The following is a 16,706-nucleotide window of genomic DNA, read 5'->3' as shown; positions in this document are numbered from 1 at the left end:
ACCTCCAGAGCAGGCGGGCACGGGCCGTCGTCATCGGTATGCCTTCTCCCGCTCGGCCCACATGGTGAACAGCAGCAGGATCCAGATCTCACGGGCGTGTTCGGCCACGCCGCTGAGGTGGCGCTCGACGATCTCGTTCACCGCGTCGAAGCGCAGATAGCCCTGCCGCCGCAGGACGTCCCGGCACAGGTACTCGCGCACCAGCGGCCGGAACTCGCCGCGCAGCCAATGCGGCAGCGGGGCGTTGAAGCCCTTCTTGCCCATGGCGAGCGTCCGTGGCGGCAGCAGGCCGGCCATCGCCTGCCGCAGCAGCCGTTTCGGTTGCCGGCCCGGGAACTTCATCGAGCCCGGCAACGAGAAGGCGAACTCGAGCATCGACGTGGCCAGCAGCGGGACCCGTACCTCCAGGGAATGCGCCATGCTCACCCGGTCGACCTTCGTCAGCACGTCGTCGGGCAGGTAGACGTGGGCGTCGGTGTACTGGAACCGGGTCAGCCGGTCGAAGCCGGCGCCGGCTTCGTAGTGCGCCTCGTGCGTGTCGTACGTGTCGCACAGCTCGGCGAGCACGTCCGGCTGCAGCAGCCGCGCCTTGTGCGCCTCCCGGAACACGACCCGCCACAGGTAGTGACTGCGGCCGGGCTCCTCGAGGGCGTTGTCGGCGAAGCGACGAGCCTTGAAGTCGAAGCTCGCCCTGGCGCTGGAGCGCGGAAGGAAGCGCAGCAGGCCCGGCACGATCCCGGCCGTCACGGCGCGCGGCAGGTGGCGGTAGTAGCGGGCGTACTTGTCGGCCTGGTACGTGAGGTAACCGGCGAAGAGCTCGTCGCCGCCGTCGCCGCTCAACGCCACCGTCACGTCCTGGCGGGCGAGGCGGCACAGGTAGTAGGTGGGCACCATCGACGGGTCGGCGAACGGCTCGTCGAAGGCCGGCAATATGCCGTCCATGACGTCCGCGGCCGTCGGTTCGACCACGAGCTCGGTGTGGTCGGTGCCGAACCTGGCCGCGGCGAGGGCGGCCCCGGAACGTTCGTCGTACGACCGGTCGGCGAAGCCCACCGAGTAGGTCTTCAGCGTGGCGTCGGGCAGTGCGTGCCGGGCGGCCGCGACGATCGTGGCGGAGTCCATGCCGCCGCTGAGGAAGAAGCCCACCGGCACGTCGGCCGCCAGTTGCTGGCGGACGCATTCGACCGTGAGGTCACGCAGGATCGCGCACGCGTGGGCGGCGGTGAGGTGGCTGCGTTGCGGCACGTCGGCGAGCGCCCAGTAGCGCCGCACCGTGCAGCGGTTGTCCTGCCAGACCAGCGTCGTGCCCGGTTCGAGCTTGCGGATCTCCCGGTACATCGTCCGCGGTGCGGGCACGTACATCAGCGACAGGTACGCGCTGAACGCCTGCAGGTCCGGTGTCCGATCGGGGATCGCGCACAGCACCGCCTTGATCTCCGAGCCGAACACGAGGCCGTCGGGGCGCTCGGCGTAGTGCAGCGGCTTCACCCCGACCCGGTCGCGGCACAGGACCATCCGGTGGTGGGCGCTGTCGTACAGGGCGATGGCGAACATGCCTTCCAGGTGCTGCGCGAAGCCGGTGCCGAACTCCTCGTACAGGTGCGGGATCACCTCGGCGTCGTTGCCGGAGCGGAAGGTGTGGCCGCGCGCGGCGAGGTACTGCCGCAGCCTTTGATGGTTGTAGATCGCGCCGTTGAGCACCGCGTGCACGGTGCCGTCCTCGGACCGCACCGGCTGCCGGCCGTGCAGCACGTCGATGACCGCCAGCCGCCGCACCGCCAGGCCGGCGGTGGCGGTGACGAAGAATCCGTCCTCGTCCGGGCCCCGGTGGGCGAGGCTGCCACACATGGCGCGCAGCCGATCCTCGTCCACGGCGGGCCCGTCGTCGGCCACTACGATTCCGGTGATTCCGCACATGAGTCCTCCGCCTCGGTCGATCGATGAACAGGCGAGCGCGGGTCAGACCGGTGCGGGTTCGGCCGGCCGGTGCGAGGGCACGGGCACGGGCGGCTCCCACAGCCCCACCTTCTGTGCCGACAGCCGCACGAGGTACCGGGGGCCGAGGATCAGGTAACGCCGCCACAGCCGGCGCGGCTCGAGGACCAGCCGCCACATCCAGGCCAGGCCGTTGCGTTGCATCCAGCGTGGTGCGTAGCTCAGCAGCCCGGCGTGATAGTCGAAGGCGGCCCCGACCGCCAGCAGCGGCATGGCGAGCAGCGGCCGCATCGCGTGGACGAACGACTCCTGCCGCGGACAGCCGAGACCGACCAGGACCAGGCGGGCTCCCGATGCGTTGACGCGTTCGGCGATGCGCGCGTACTCGCCCGGCTCGGCGTCACGGAACCGCGACGGTTCGACGCCGGCGATCCGCAGCGCCGGGACCGTCCGGGTCAACGCCCCGGCCAACCTCGCGACGGTCCGCTGCGTGGACCCGTACAGATAGACCGGCAGCTCCTCGACGGCCGCGCGCCACAGCACCCGGTGGGTCAGCTCCGGCCCGCTCACCCACTCGCGCAGCTCGGCCCGGTGCAGCAGGTTCAGCGCCCATCGCACCGGCTGGCCGTCCGGGACGACCACGTCGAAGGCGTTGAGCCGGGCGTTGTGCCGCCGATCGGACACCCCGGTCATCACCCCGTGCACGGCCAGCGCGGTCAGGATGAACGGGCGCTGCTGCTGGGCGGCCGCGAACACCTTCGCGACCGCCGCGTCGTAGTCGATGACGTCGACCAACACCCCCATGACGCTGCGTTTTCCCGCGTCGACCAACGCTCTTCCTTCCTCTCGCCCCGCCGGCACGCGCCGACCACGCCGGTCGGGTCGAGGCGACGAACGCCGGCCTCGACTGCGGGATGCTGAGCGCGCCTGTACCCACGCGGTTGCCGACAAACGCCGGATGGCGGCGCAGCGGAGGTGACTTGTGGTGGGCGGCCGCGTGACCGCGACGCCATGGCGATGTGTCCCTCGGCTCGCCACCTGCGGTATCACCTGTCGTCTTGACAGCTCCGGGTGAGGGCGCCGTCGAGGTGCTCGGCAGTACCCCGGGCACCGGCGGGACGGACTCCAAGCCGGCGTTCCTCGCGCAGGGCAAGCCGCTGTACCGCAGGTTCACCGTCGACGAGATGCTGCGCGCGGGCAGGGCGCTCAACCCGCGCTGGGACCACGCGTATGCGCACCGGCTCGGCTCGCAGAGCGGTCGCAGCCTCGTCCCCGACGACGCGTGGCGCGTGGGCTCGGCCTACTGCGACGCCGCCGGCACCGCCGTCGACTTCGATCCGTCCTCCTGCAAGAGCGCCGACGGCACCATCGAAACCTGCCTCAGCCGCCAGCGGATCGCCACCGTCAGCGCCTCGTTCCACCCCGACGGCCAGTTCTGGCGCCTGCAGCTCACCGAGTCCCTCATCTCCTCGTCGCCGCGACCGCCCTGCTCTCGCTCGGCGGCTGGGCGCTGCTCAAACGCCTGCTGTAGCGGCGCCGCACCGGGTCGTAGGTGTCCAGGCCGAAGCAGCACGGCGGAGACGAAGCGGCCCATCGCCGGGGCCGGCCGTCAGCGACGGGTCGCCGAATATGCCGAGTAGACCGACCGGTAGGCGTGGTAGAGCGGGCTCACCGGCAGTTCCCAAGTGCCGAGGTAGTACCGGTAGTCGCCGCCGAACGACAGTTTGAACTTGGTCAGTCCGGCCCACGGGTGTTCCGGCTCGCCGGGCGGCGCCACGCCCAGCGAATCGAAGGTCTTCTGCCCACGATCCTGGGCGTCCAGGACCATCGTGGCGCGCATGATGGCGCCCGGGTGGACGTGCCGGTGGGCGTGCATGCTCCCGGAGTGTCCGACGTGGCGGGTGGTCGGGCTGTCGAAGACGATCGCCGCGGAGACCGGCTCGCCGTGGTGCCGGGCGATGTACAGGGTGGCCGCGTCGCGGGGCAGCAGCACCTGCGCCATGGTCCGGTAGTAGTCGTCCGGGTGCTGGACGATGCGGTTGTGGACGGCCACCTCGTGGACCACCATCAGCAACGCTTCCACATCGCCGGGATCATGGCTCGCCTCGATGCGCACACCCACCTTGGCGGCATTGCGGTACCGCTGCCGGTTGTTCTTGGACATGTCCTTGAGAATCTGGTCGCGCGGCTTGGTCAGATCCTGCAGCCACACCAGTGAGGGTTGGATCTCCTTCAGCGCCGGCCGATGTTTGAGCCGCTGCAGATCGGCCTTCGTCACCGGCGCCCACGGCTCCATCCGGACGAAGATGGCGCCCTGGTCCTGGGCCAGTGCCTTCAGCTCCGCGATCGCAAGCTGGTAGCTCACCATGCTGTCGGCGACCGGACCGTACGGGCAGTAGAGGCGGGTCGCCTTGTTGGACCGCTCCAGGATGGCGAAGCACTGCCAGCCGGGGCCCTGGCCGAAGAACAGTTTCCGGCCGAGCTGCTGGTTGAACGCGCCCCAGTGGGTGCTCTGCAGGAAGTGCCCGCCGCGGGCGAACAGGTCGTCGTCCCACGACGTGCCGGGCAGCTCGTCGGACCACGCGATGGAGGAGTGCCGAGACATGCGGAGGGTCACCTTTCGGGGGGAAAGGAGTGGGTGAGCCGGGACAAGCGCCGCGCTGGAGGTGCGCCGGTGGCGGAACGGTAAGGAGGCAGTCGTGCGGATCCGATGAAGAAGCCGTCCGGAAGTCGCGAACGGCCGGGATCGGATCGAAACCCAACGCGGGCTTCACAGGTTGCTCATGATCGGCCCGGTGGCGGCGCTGACGATGGGACGTCGCGGCCCTCTCGGGGCGCGGCCTCGGCACAGTGTCGGTGGCGGCTCACCCGCCCCGCATGACCCTGCGGGTCAGGCCGCGGACCGGTACGAGATGCGCAGGTCGCCGCAGGAGAGGGTGCGGGAGCGGCGGCGTTCGGCGACGAGGTCGGCGGCGAGGTGGTCGAGGGGGACGTCGGGGGCGCTGGCCAGCCGGGCCGCCACGATGCGCAGCGCGAGCGGCAGGCCGCCGCACAGTTCGACGAGGGTCTGCCGGCCGTGCCGCAGCGGCAGTCCACGCTGGCCGCCGGCTGGCAGGTGTCCCTCAACGTGCCCGGCATGGCGCCCACCAGCGAGGGCGTGATGACCTCCGTGTTCTGGGTGACGCAGAACGCCCACATCACGGCGACGGCGAACCAGGACGTCGGCCCGACGCCGTACTACATCCGGATCTACCGCAACTCCACGCAGTTCGCGATCTGTGGCACCGGCACCACCTGCTCGGTCGACGCGACCAGTTCGGTGATCGACTCGGCCTGGTTCAGCGCCGACATCAGCGACGCCGCCGGCAACAAGATCGTCGCGTCGAACCCGCCGTTCGTCCTGGTCGACTGGCACTCGACGACCGTCGGGCTGAGCACCAGCCAGACGACGACCAGCATCGGCAGCGCCGTGACGTTGACCGCGACGACGGCGTTCGACGTCGGTCCGTCGCCGTTCTACACCCAGATCTTCGACCTGACCACCGGCGCCCGGGTGCAGATCTGCGGGACCGGCACCAGCTGCTCGGTCGGCATCGCCCAGTCGAGCGCGACGACGCACAGGTACCGGGCGTTCGTGGCGCACAACAGCGCCACCTTCCCGCTGCCGGCCGTGCAGGCCACCAGCCTGATCAACTGGGTCACCTGGTCCAACAGCGGGCTCCGGGTCAGCCTGACGGCGCCGGTGTTCACGCAGACGACCGAGACGGTCACCGCCACGGCCAACTCGAGCGTCACGCCGACACCCTGGTACATCGAGATCTTCGACGCTGACACCGGTGTCCGGATCGCGTTCTGCGGCAACGGGTCGGTCTGTTCGCTGACCGGCTACACCCCGCCCACGCCGAACGTCGACACCCATCTGATCGCGTTCATCTCCAGTCTCAGCACGGCCTTCCCGCCGGCCAACATCCAGGCGTCGTCCAATGTGGTCACGACGATGCACTACGTCCCACGCTGACCGCCGCGAGACGGAGGTCGACGGTCCGGGCCATCCGACGCGGCGGATGACCCGGACCGCCCGGCGAGGTTCACGCCAGATCTGGAATGGGTTGCCCAGGCTCGCGGAGCGCCCGCAGGCGGATCTCGTCGTAGGCGGCCGGCGTGCCCGCGAGCCGGTGCAGCTCCACGGCCCGCTCGTGGTGCGCGACCGCCGCGTCCCGGTCGGCGCGGGCGGCGGCCAGGTTGCCCAGCTGGCTCCACCCGGTCGCCTCGTCCATCGGGTTGCCGAGCGCCGCGTTCATGGCGATGCCCTTGCGGGTCAGCTCCTCCGCGCGGGCGGCGTCGCCCCGCTGGGACGCCAGCATGCCCAGCTGGTGCCAGGTCGCCGCCTCGCCCGAGCGGTCGGCCAGCCGCCGGTACAGCTCCAGCGCCAGCATGTGGTGCGCCTCCGCGTCGTCCAGGTGGCCGCGGCGTTGGGCCACGTTACCGAGCTGGTGGTGCCCGACGGCCGCGTCGCGCCGGTTGCCGAGGCGTTCCGCCTCCGCGAGCGCCAGGCGGTACAGGCGCTCCGCCTCGGTCAGGTCGCCCTCCGACTCGGACAGCAGGCCCAGCTGGTGCCAGATCGCCGTGACCGCCGCCGCGTCGCCGAGCTCCTCCGCGATATCGAGGGCCTGGTGGTACTGCCGGGCGGCGTCCCGCAGGTCGCCCCGCTGCTGGGCCAGCTCCGCGAGCTGGTGCAGCTCCCGCCCGACCGCCTGACGGTCACCGAGCGCCTCGGCCATCGCCAGCGCCGAGGTGTACCGCGCCCGCGCCGTCGCGAGGTCGCCACGCAACCGCGCCAGCAGACCCAGCTGGTGGTGGGCCGCCGCGACCGTCGCCCCGTCCGCCGGGAACCGGTCCATGTTGCGCTCGAACGCGGCTGCCGCCTCGGCGTGCTCGCCCCGCAGGTACATCAGCATCGCCAGCTGGTGGTGCACCAGGGCGGTGTCCCCGGCGGACCGGTACAGCCGCTCGGCCTCGTCGTGATCGCCGCGGTCCTGGGCCACGCGGCCCAGCTGGAAGGCGGTGGCCGCCCGGTCCGGCGCCAGGCGGATGAGGCGTTCGGACTCCACGACGTCGCCGCGGCGGTACGCGATGATGCCCAGCTGTCCCTCGAAGCGGCCGCGCGCCGGGTCGCCGGCGGGCAGCAGCCGCAGGGTGTCGTGGATGATGCCTGCCTCCACGTCCCACGCGCCCAACGCCTCCAGGACGGCACACAGCTCGCCCGTCACCTCGACCGCCTGCGCCACCTCACCGGCGGCGAGCAGGTGGTGCCGGGCCTCGGTCAGGTCGTGCGCGTCACCCGCCGCGGGCTGCGGCCAGCTCCGCACCCGCCAGCGCCGGAACGCCGCCGCCCGCCGGTGCGCCTCGGTCAGGTCGGCGAACGCCCGCAGCCCGGTGGCGGTCGACCGGTGCACGAAGAACTCGCGCATCAGGTCGTCGCCGTCGACAAGTCCACTGTGGACCAACGTGGTCAGCGCGTCGCCCATCTCGGGCGGTGGGCGCAGGGCGGGGCGCGGCAGCCCGCCGCACGCCTCGACGACCTCCATCAGCTCGGCCCTGGCGAGCGGCGGGCTGTCGGGGTCGCCCAGCACGTCGTTCAGGTCGGCCACCGTCGCGCCCAACCGGTCCAGCAGCAGCCGCAGCGCGTGCTTGTGCGGTGTCACCGCCGCGTCCGGGTCGGTGTGGCCCACCGCGTGCGCCACGCCGTACAGGTCGACCGGCGAACGGTGGACGCTCAGCCCCACCAGCAGGTCGACCGCCCCGGGGACCCGCGACAACCGGGCCAGGTGCTCGCCGAGCAGGATCTCCTCCGCGGCGACGGCGACCACCGAGGCCATCGCGCCGGCGCCGTCCCCGGTCCCGGTCGGGCTCGGGGTGGCCGCGCGCGCCAGCCGGCGGGTGACCTCGCTGGTGCGGCCCTCGCCGTCGCCGAGCAGCGCGTCCAGGTACTCCAGGGATCTCGGGTGCCCGCCGACCGTGCGCCACACCGACTCCGGGTCGCCGTGGCGGTCGAGGTTCGGCAGCGACCAGATGAGCTTCTCGGTCTCGGCGAAGCTCAGCGGCGGCACGGTCTCGCGGCGCAGCCGGTCCTCCGCGCCGCCCGGCAGCCGCACCGGGAACCGGGACGTGACGAGCAGCCGGCAGCGGCCCGGGTCGCCGGCCAGATCGGCCAGCAACGCCGCCAGGCCCGGGTCTCGGACCGTGCCGGTGCCGTCGTCGCCGACGTCCAGGTTGTCCTCGAAGTTGTCGAGCACCAGCAGCACCGGCAGCGTGTCGAACACGTCCTCGCGCAGCAGCCGCGACCTGTCCCGCCACGGCTCCGCCACACGGTCGGCGACCCGGGCCGCGTGCGCCACCCGCGGGTCCACGGACTGCGCCCGTAGCAGCTGCACCCGCACCGCCGCGGCGACCGCGCCGAGCACACCGTCCACTGTGGCCGGTCCGACGACCGTCGCCAGCAACCAGCCCGCGCCCAGCGACACGACCAGCTCGGCGGCCAGGGCGGTCTTGCCGATGCCGCCGATGCCGCTGAGCACCAGCCCCGCCCACCGGTCGCCGGTGAGCACCCCCGGCAGCACCCGCAGCTGGTGCCGCCGTCCCACGAAGGACCGCCGCGCCCCCAGCCCGCCCAGCCTCGGCACCCGCACCGGCGGCGCCGGCACCTCGGCGGCGCCGTCGACGACGGACAGGTCCGGCTGCCCGCACAGCAGCGTGACGACACCCCACTCGTCGTACGCCGCGAGACCGTCGTGCGACTGCTCCAGCGTGCGCTGCACCGACCGGCGCGCGTCACCGACGGCCCGCGCCAGGTCCAGGTTCCGGGTCAGCCCGGCGTACACGGCGGAGAACAGCAGCGTCGCATACCGGTCGGTGACGCTGGTCTGCGTGCCCACCACGGCCCGGGCACCGCGCTGCGCGAGCCGCGCGGCGTACGACGGGCCCTGCCCCTCACCGTCCACATCGGAGTAACAGGCCGCCAGCGCGAGCACCGGCGGCATGCGGCCCGGTGGCACCGCCTCCTCCAGGAAGACGTCGGCGGTGACCGGGCGGGCCGCGCCGTGCTCGTCCTCCAGGAACAGCACGCCCGGCGCGCCGTGGGCGCAGATGTGCAGCACGTGCACGCCGCCCGGCACGTCGAGCGCCTCGCGGATCGCCGCCGTGGTCGCGAACTCCACGACGGACACCCGCGCCCTGCCCCGCCGGGCCCCGCGGACCGCCGCGAGCACGCTGCGCAGCTCGTGCTCGTAGTTGAGCAGCGCCCCGCCGCCGTGCTCCGGCGCCGCCACCGCCACGACGATCCTCAGCGGGCCCGGCAGCGCCTCGCCGCGGTCCGCCCCGCCCCGGCGGTACACGGTCACGAGCGGGTGCAGCGCCAGCGGCCGGCCCGACACCGGGTCGGGCAGCGCTTCCCACGGCAGCGCCGCGAACTCGGGCGCGTCGACGGCGAGCCGCACGTCGAGCGTGCCGGCGTCGGCCCGGCGGATCAGATCGGCGAGGGCGGCGGCGACGGGCGGCGGCAGGAAGGACTCGGCGAGCAGCCTGCCGGCATGCCGCAGCGACAGCCGCCCGCCGCCCTGCGCGGGCAGGTCGCGCGAGCGCTGGTGCGCCGCCCGCGCCCGGCCGCGGCGCACGTCCTGCAGGGCGTTGACCAGCCCTGCCCTGACCCCGCCGTGCGGCGCCGACACGTCGGCGGTATCCGTCCGCAACCGCACGGTGGATGCGGTCACGGTCAGCGACGCATCGAGGCTCACAGGGGGACTCTGACGGACCGCCCGCCGGCACAGGACGGGGGTCAGGCGGCGGAGGTGCGGACCAGCGTCCTGATCTGGCGGAGCACCACCGAGATGGCGGCCAGGTCGCCCGTGGACCCGCCGAACTCGCCGATGGCGTTGCGGGCGCGGGCGATCAAGATCGCGTTGCTCTGCTCCCACTCGTGGACGCGGGCCTCGGCGTCGTCGTCGGGGGCCGTCGCGTTGAGGACCTCCGCCGTCAGGGCGGCCAGCGCGGCGTACAGGTCGTAGCGCAGCGCCATGCGGGCGAGCGTCTGCCAGCGGTCCCCGCGCGGCAGGTTGGAGATCTTCGTCAGCAGGTCGTCGACCCGGAACCACTCCGACAGCACGTAGTAGACCGTGGCGACCTCGTTGACGTCCTGGCTGGTCTGCGAGGCGACCTCGACGATGTCCAGGAGGCCGAAGCCGTACATGACCCGGGTCGTCATGTCGGCGACCTCCGCCGGCAGGCCCAGGCCGCGCAGTATGGCCGCATTGGTGTGCAGCGCCTCGCGCTCCTGGCCGCGGAACAGCGTGTCCAGCCGCGGCAGCAGGCACGAGATGCCGGGGCGCAGGTGGGCGATCTCGCCGGGGACGTCGATCGGCAGGCGCCGGTTGGAGACCAGCCAGCGGACCGCCCGGTCGAGCAGCCGGCGGATCCTCACGTTGACCGCCGTCTGCGCCTCCGTCGGGACCTGGTTGTCGAGGGACTCGACGGCGCGGCGGAGCTCGCCCAGCCCGTACACGTCCCAGATCACCACGGACGCCCGGAGGATGTCGGCGGCGCCGGCCCCGGTCTCCTCGGCGGCGCGGTGGAAGAACAACGGGCCGCCGCGGTTGACGGCCTCGTTGACCACCTGCGTGGTGACGATCTCGCGGCGCAGCGGGTGCTCCGCCATCGCCTCCACGAAGCGCTCCCGCAGCGGGGTCGGGAAGTAGTCGACGAGCACCTCGTTGGTCCACTCCTCGTCGGGCAGGCCGGAGTCGAGGATCTCCTGCTCGAGCACGATCTTCACGTAGGACAGCAGGACGGCGAACTCCGGCGAGGTCAGCGCGACGCCGGTCACGGCCCGCGTGTCGAGCTCCTCGTCGGTCGGCAGCGCCTCCAGGGAGCGGTCGAGCTGACCGCGGCGCTCCAGGTCGGCGATGAGCCGCTTGTGGACCGGCAGCAGCGCGCGGGACTGGGCGCGGGCGTTGCCCAGCGTGGTGGCCTGGTCGTAGTTGTCCTTCAGGACCAGCTCGCCGACCTCGTCGGTCATCCCGGCGAGCAGCGCGTTGCGGTCCTTCGGGTCGAGCGTGCCGTCGACGACCGCGCGGTCGAGCAGGATCTTGATGTTGACCTCGTGGTCGGAGCAGTCGACGCCGGCGGAGTTGTCGATGAAGTCGGTCGCGACGCGGCCGCCGCCGAGCGCGAACTCGATCCTGCCGCGCTGGGTGAGACCCAGGTTGCCGCCCTCGCCGACGACCTTGGCGCGCAGCTCCCGGCCGTTGACCCGGAGGTAGTCGTTGGCCTTGTCGCCGACGTCGACGTGCGACTCGGCGGTGGCCTTGACGTAGGTGCCGATACCGCCGTTCCAGAACAGGTCGACCGGGGCCGACAGGATCGCGTGCATCAGCTCGTTGGGCGTCAGCGCGGTGACCGCCGCCGGGAGGCCGAGCGCGTCCCTCGCCTCCGGCGAGATCGGGATCGACTTCGCCGTCCGCGGGTAGACGCCGCCGCCGGCGGAGATCAGCGACCTGTCGTAGTCGTCCCACGAGGACCGGGGCAGCGCGAAGAGCCGGGCCCGCTCCTCGAACGACGTCGCGGCGTCAGGGTCAGGGTCGACGAAGATGTGCCGGTGGTCGAACGCGGCCACGAGCCGGATGTGCCGCGACAGCAGCATCCCGTTGCCGAACACGTCGCCGGACATGTCACCGACCCCGACCACCGTGAAGTCGGTGGTCTGGGTGTCGACGCCGAGCTCGCGGAAGTGCCGCTTGACCGACTCCCAGGCGCCCCGGGCGGTGATGCCCATCTTCTTGTGGTCATAGCCGGCGGAGCCGCCCGAGGCGAACGCGTCGCCCAGCCAGAACCCGTACTTCACCGAGATCTCGTTGGCGATGTCGGAGAACGTGGCGGTGCCCTTGTCCGCGGCGACCACGAGATACGGGTCGTCGGGGTCGTGGCGGACCACCTCGGCCGGGGCGACGACCTTGCCGCCGTCGAGGTTGTCGGTGACGTCGAGCAGGGCGGAGATGAACAGCTGGTAGCAGGCGACGGCCTCGTCGCGGTCCCCCGGGTTCTGCTTCAGAACGAAGCCGCCCTTGGCGCCGGTCGGCACGATGACCGCGTTCTTCACCATCTGGGCCTTGACCAGGCCGAGGATCTCGGTGCGGAAGTCCTCGCGCCGGTCGGACCAGCGCAGGCCACCGCGGGCGACCGAGCCGAAGCGCAGGTGCACACCCTCGAACCTGGGCGAGTAGACGAAGATCTCGAACTTCGGCCGGGGCGCCGGCAGGTCGGGGATCGACTGCGGGTCGAGCTTGAACGCCGTGTAGGACTTCGGCCGGCCCGCCTCGCCGCGCTGGAAGAACGACGTGCGCAGCGTCGCCTGGATCAGGGTCAGGAACGAGCGCAGGATGCGGTCCTGGTCGAGGCTGGTCACCTCGTCGAGGTCGGCGTGGATCGCCGAGACCAGCTCCTTGGACTGCACGGCGCGGCTCTCCTCCGACAGCTGCAGCCGCGGGTCGAAGCGGGCCGCGAAAAGCGCCACGAGCTTCGAGGCGATCGCCGGGTACTGCAGCAGCGTGGTCTCCATGTAGTCCTGCGAGAAGACCGTGCCGGCCTGGCGCAGGTACTTGGCGTAGGCGCGGAGGACGACGACCTCGCGCCAGGTGAGGCCGGCCTTGATGACGAGGGTGTTGAAGTTGTCGACCTCGGCCTCGCCCCGCCAGGTGGCGGAGAACGCGTTCTCCAGGTGGGGCCGCACCTCGGCGATCGCCCGCGAGTCGGCGGGCAGCTGCAGGCCGAAGTCGTAGAGGTAGATGGTGCCGTCGGAGCGGACGATCTCGTAGGGCCGCTCGTCGGTGACCCGCACGCCGAGGGAGTGCAGCACCGGCAGGACGGCGGACAGGATCATGGGCTCGCCGTAGCGGTACACCTTGAACCGGATGTCGCTCTCGTCCTGGCGGCGGCGGTAGACGTGCATGACGAGCTGGCCCGGCTCGTCGAGCAGCTCCAGCTTCGCGACGTCCTTCACCGCCTCATACGGCGTGTGCTCGTCCTTGTAGGTCTCCGAGATCGCCGTGCCGTAGCGCTGGTAGAGCTCCTTCGCCTGGTGCTCGTCGTCGAGCTTGCGCTCCAGCACGAGCCGGAAGTCGTCGTCCCACAGGCGGGTCGCCTCCGACAGCCGCTCGGTCAGGTCGTCGACGTCGATGTCGCCGGGCGGGTTGCCGGGCTCGGTGCGCACGATGAAGTGGACCCGCGCGAACTTCGACTCGCCGACCCGGGTGGCGTAGTCGACGCCGATGCCGTTGAGCTCGGCGAGCAGGATCTGCTGGATGCGCAGCCGGTTGGCGGTGGTGAACCGGTCCCGGGGCAGGTAGACCAGGCAGGAGATGAACCGGCCGTAGGCGTCGCGGCGCAGGAACAGCCGCAACTGCCGCCGGCCGGCGAGGCGCAGCACGCTCATCGCGGAGCGGTAGAGCTCGTCGGTGGTGATCTGGAACAGCTCGTCGCGCGGGTAGGTCTCCAGCGTCTCCATGAGGTCCTTGCCGGAGTGGGAACGCGGCGAGAGGCCCGAACGCTCCACCACCTCGGCGACCTTGCGCCTGACCACCGGCAGGTCCCGCACGCTGGTGCGGTACGCCGCGGAGGAGAACAGCCCCAGGAAGCGCTTCTCGCCGGTCACGTTGCCGTCAGCGTCGAAGATCTTGAAGCCGACGTAGTCCAGATACGCCGAGCGGTGCACGGTCGCCCTGGAGTTGGCCTTGGTGATGATCAGCAGGCGCTTCTCCAGGGCCTTGGCGTAGGCCTCGGCGGTCATGGAGCTCAGCACCCGCGGGTGCGGCTGGTCGGCGCGCAGGATGCCCAGGCCGGAGCCGAGGACGGCCTGCAGCAGGTCCTCCCCGTGCTCGCCCTTCACCAGCTTGTACTGCCGGAAGCCCAGGAACGTGAAGTGGTCGTCGGCGAGCCAGCGCAGCAGCTCCACCGAGTCGGTGATGTCCTTGTCGGGCACCGGCAGCTGCGCGCTGCCGAGCTCGTCGGCGAGCGTGAGCGCCTGGGTGCGCATCTTCGGCCAGTCCTCGACCGCTTCGCGCACGTCGTTGAGCACGCGGGCCAGGTCTGTGCGCACGATCTCGAGGTCTTGCTCGTCGCGGATACGGTCGATCTCGATGCGGATCCAGCTCTCGACGATGTCGCCGGGGGCGGCGTCCTCGGGCTCCACCCCGCCCCGGATCTCCTCCAGGGCGCCCAGCGGCTGGCGGTGCACCACGACAAGCGGGTGGACGAGCAGGTTGACGTCGAGGTTGCGGGCCGACAGCGCGCTGGTGACTGAGTCGACCAGGAACGGCATGTCGTCGGTCACGATCTCCAGCGATGTGCCGCCGGTCACACTGAGCCCAAGACGGAGCTTCAGCTCGCCGGGCACCCGCTGCTGGGCGAGCTCGAGGTGCGACCGGGTGGCCGCCACCATCTTCGTCACCTGGCAGCTGGCCAGCTCCTCGTCGGGGACGAGTCGCCAGTAGTGCGCGACGAGTGTGGGATCGGTGTCCTGCGCTGCTGCGAGGACCACCGCCTCGGCGACGAGGTGCTCAGCGTTGGGCACTGGCTGCTCTAACTCGTCGTCCTCGATGGTTGGCTCGGCGACCGCAGTGCGCACCGTTGCCGTGGGCCGGTTCATTGGTCTGTTCTCCCCTCACCCACGACGCTGTGGGTTGTCCCGAACAGCGTAAGACGTACCCCCGACAATTCTGATCGGCCCAGCGTCGGTTAGCCGATCGACCAGTACGCCCCATACCAATTGTCCAACTTTTCCGATCTTGGGGCGTGCGGATCGTGGCTTTCATGACGCAGAATCGCCCCCATGGCCGTTTCATTTCGTCGCATGATCGCCCTCCTCGCCGGGCTGGCGATGCTCGGCGCCCTGCCCGCCTGCTCCAGCAAGCCGCCGGACGACGCGCTGAAGACGTTCCTCGCGGCGTGGGAGAAGGGCAACATCGCCGGGATGAAGTTCGTGGGCACGGACGGCAAAGCGCTCAGCGGTGACGCGGCGCAGAAGCTGTGGACCACCGTCGCCGGCGACCTCGCCGCCACCCCGCCCAAGCTGACGATCAAGGGTGCGCCCGCGGTCAAGAAGGACGAGGCCAGCGCCGTCGTGACGGTGAAGTGGCCGGTCGCCGAGTCGACGTGGGAGTACGACACCACCGTCCAGGCCAAGCGCGTCGACAAGCAGTGGACCGTGGTCTGGGGCGCCAAGACCATCAACCCGGAGCTGGAGCCCACCGACAAGCTCACCGTGAAGAAGTCGGCCGGCCCGCGCGGCAGCATCCTCGACGGCTCCGGCCAGCCGATCGTGAGCAGCAAGCCCGTGGTCATCATCGGTGTCCAGCCACGCTCCGTCACCGACATCAACATCGTGACGAAGAACCTCACCGACGCGTTCGCCGCGGCCAAGGTGCAGGTCGACCTGTCGACCCTGCCCAACAAGGTGAAGAACGCCAAGCCCGACGCGTTCGTCGAGGTCGTGACGCTCCGCAAGGAGGTCTACGACACGATCTCCAACAGGCTCAACTCGACGCCGGGCATCGTCACCCGCAACTCGACGCAGACCCTGGGGCCCTCGGCGCAGTTCGCCCGCGCGCTGATCGGCACGTCCGGCGAGGTGACCAAGGAGATCATGGACAAGAACCCGGGCAAGTACAAAGTCGGCGACGTCGTCGGACTGTCCGGGATCCAACAGAAGTACGACACGGCGCTGCAGGGCAAGCCCGGCGTCTCCGTCATCGTCCCGATGCCGACCGGCACCCCGGACAAGAAGCTCTTCACCACCGAAGCGTCGCCCGGGGCCGCGATCAAGCTCACCCTCGACGTCAACATGCAGAACGCGGCCGAGGCGGCCCTCGCCCTCGACTCCCGCCGGTCCGCCCTCGTCGCGATCCGCATCAGCGACAACTCGATCGTCGCGGTCGCCAACGGCCCCGGCGCGGCCGGCAACAACTTCGCGCTCGTCGGGCAGACCCCGCCCGGCTCGACGTTCAAGACGATCACCGCGCTCGGCGTACTGAACAAGGGCACGACCGGCGAGACGGTGGTCCCGTGCCCGAAGACCCTCACCGTCGACGGCCGCACGTTCAAGAACTCCCACGACATGGAGCTCGGCAACGTGCCGCTGCGGACCGACTTCGCGAAGTCGTGCAACACCGCGTTCGCGTCGCTCGCGCCGCAGCTCGCGCCCGACGGCCTCGCGCAGACCGCGCAGAGCGTCGGCATCGGCATCCCGTGGGACCTGGGCGTCGACGTCTTCACCGGCAAGGTCTCCGCCAACGGCTCCAAGTCCGAGCAGGCCGCGGCCGCGTTCGGGCAGGGCACCACGCTGTCCTCGCCGGTCGCGCTGGCCGGCGCGGCCGCCGCCATCGCCCGCGGCCAGTGGAAGCAGCCGCAGCTCGTGCTCGACCCCGCGCCGAAGAACCCCGCACAGGACGGCCCGCAGCTCAGCCAGGCCGCGCTGGACCCGCTGCGGCAGATGATGCGTGAGGTCGTCACCGTCGGCACCGCCGACCAGCTCAAGAACCTGCCCGGCGACCTGCGGGGCAAGACCGGCACCGCGGAGTACGACAACGACCCCGCCCACACGCACTCGTGGTTCATGGGGTACCGCGGCGACATCGCCTTCTGCGTCTTCGTGGAGAACGGTGGCGCGAGCACCGCGGCGGCCGTCCCGATCGCCGGGAAGTTCTTCCAGACCATCGGCTGACACC

The 16,706-nt window shown here is 71.4% G+C and carries 9 protein-coding genes; 3 read left to right on the top strand and 6 right to left on the bottom strand.

Translation table 11 applies throughout. The annotated features are described in order from the left end of the window. Positions 1-30 precede the first annotated feature (30 nt). A complete protein-coding gene (gene asnB, locus AB0I21_RS12010) occupies positions 31-1,917 on the bottom strand; it encodes an asparagine synthase (glutamine-hydrolyzing) (protein ID WP_360560458.1) in 1,887 nt (628 codons plus the stop codon). A 42-nt stretch (positions 1,918-1,959) separates the two neighbouring features. Beyond that, positions 1,960-2,739, bottom strand: coding sequence for a WecB/TagA/CpsF family glycosyltransferase (locus AB0I21_RS12005; RefSeq protein ID WP_360560456.1), 780 nt, complete (start codon positions 2,737-2,739; stop codon positions 1,960-1,962). A gap of 254 nt (positions 2,740-2,993) precedes the next feature. On the opposite strand from AB0I21_RS12005, the gene AB0I21_RS12000 reads away from it, so the two are divergent. Further along, positions 2,994-3,575: a hypothetical protein gene (locus AB0I21_RS12000; protein WP_360560455.1), complete on the top strand. Its 582-nt coding sequence runs from the start codon at positions 2,994-2,996 to the stop codon at positions 3,573-3,575. Here the strand turns inward: AB0I21_RS12000 and AB0I21_RS11995 are convergent. After that, the gene (locus AB0I21_RS11995) at positions 3,545-4,540 is read right to left on the bottom strand and encodes a peptidoglycan bridge formation glycyltransferase FemA/FemB family protein (RefSeq protein WP_360560453.1); all 996 of its coding nucleotides are present in this window, start codon (positions 4,538-4,540) and stop codon (positions 3,545-3,547) included. The genes AB0I21_RS12000 and AB0I21_RS11995 overlap by 31 nt on opposite strands. Before the next feature lie 285 nt (positions 4,541-4,825). Continuing rightward, positions 4,826-4,957 carry a hypothetical protein gene (locus AB0I21_RS11990; RefSeq protein ID WP_360560451.1) on the bottom strand — a complete coding sequence of 44 codons (132 nt, stop codon included), beginning with the start codon at positions 4,955-4,957 and terminating at the stop codon, positions 4,826-4,828. 54 nt (positions 4,958-5,011) lie between these two features. On the opposite strand from AB0I21_RS11990, the gene AB0I21_RS11985 reads away from it, so the two are divergent. Continuing rightward, complete coding sequence (locus AB0I21_RS11985) at positions 5,012-5,953, top strand: hypothetical protein (RefSeq protein WP_360560450.1); 942 nt, start codon at positions 5,012-5,014, stop codon at positions 5,951-5,953. A 70-nt stretch (positions 5,954-6,023) separates the two neighbouring features. On the opposite strand, the gene AB0I21_RS11980 is transcribed toward AB0I21_RS11985, so the two are convergent. Both AB0I21_RS11980 and AB0I21_RS11975 read right to left on the bottom strand, forming a co-directional pair. Then, positions 6,024-9,728, bottom strand: a complete 3,705-nt coding sequence (locus AB0I21_RS11980; protein ID WP_360560449.1) for a tetratricopeptide repeat protein — start codon at positions 9,726-9,728, stop codon at positions 6,024-6,026. Between the two features lie 41 nt (positions 9,729-9,769). After that, positions 9,770-14,629 (bottom strand): NAD-glutamate dehydrogenase, encoded by a 4,860-nt coding sequence (locus AB0I21_RS11975; protein WP_360560447.1) that lies wholly within the window; start codon positions 14,627-14,629, stop codon positions 9,770-9,772. 204 nt (positions 14,630-14,833) lie between these two features. Here AB0I21_RS11975 and AB0I21_RS11970 point away from each other — a divergent pair, with 204 nt between their 5' ends. Continuing rightward, positions 14,834-16,702, top strand: a complete 1,869-nt coding sequence (locus AB0I21_RS11970) for a penicillin-binding transpeptidase domain-containing protein (RefSeq protein ID WP_360560445.1) — start codon at positions 14,834-14,836, stop codon at positions 16,700-16,702. The last annotated feature ends 4 nt before the right edge of the window (positions 16,703-16,706 follow it).

The organism is Dactylosporangium sp. NPDC050588, assembly GCF_040654975.1.
Classification (GTDB): Bacteria; Actinomycetota; Actinomycetes; order Mycobacteriales; family Micromonosporaceae; genus Dactylosporangium; species Dactylosporangium maewongense.
This window is presented reverse-complemented; position numbering and strand designations above follow the sequence as displayed.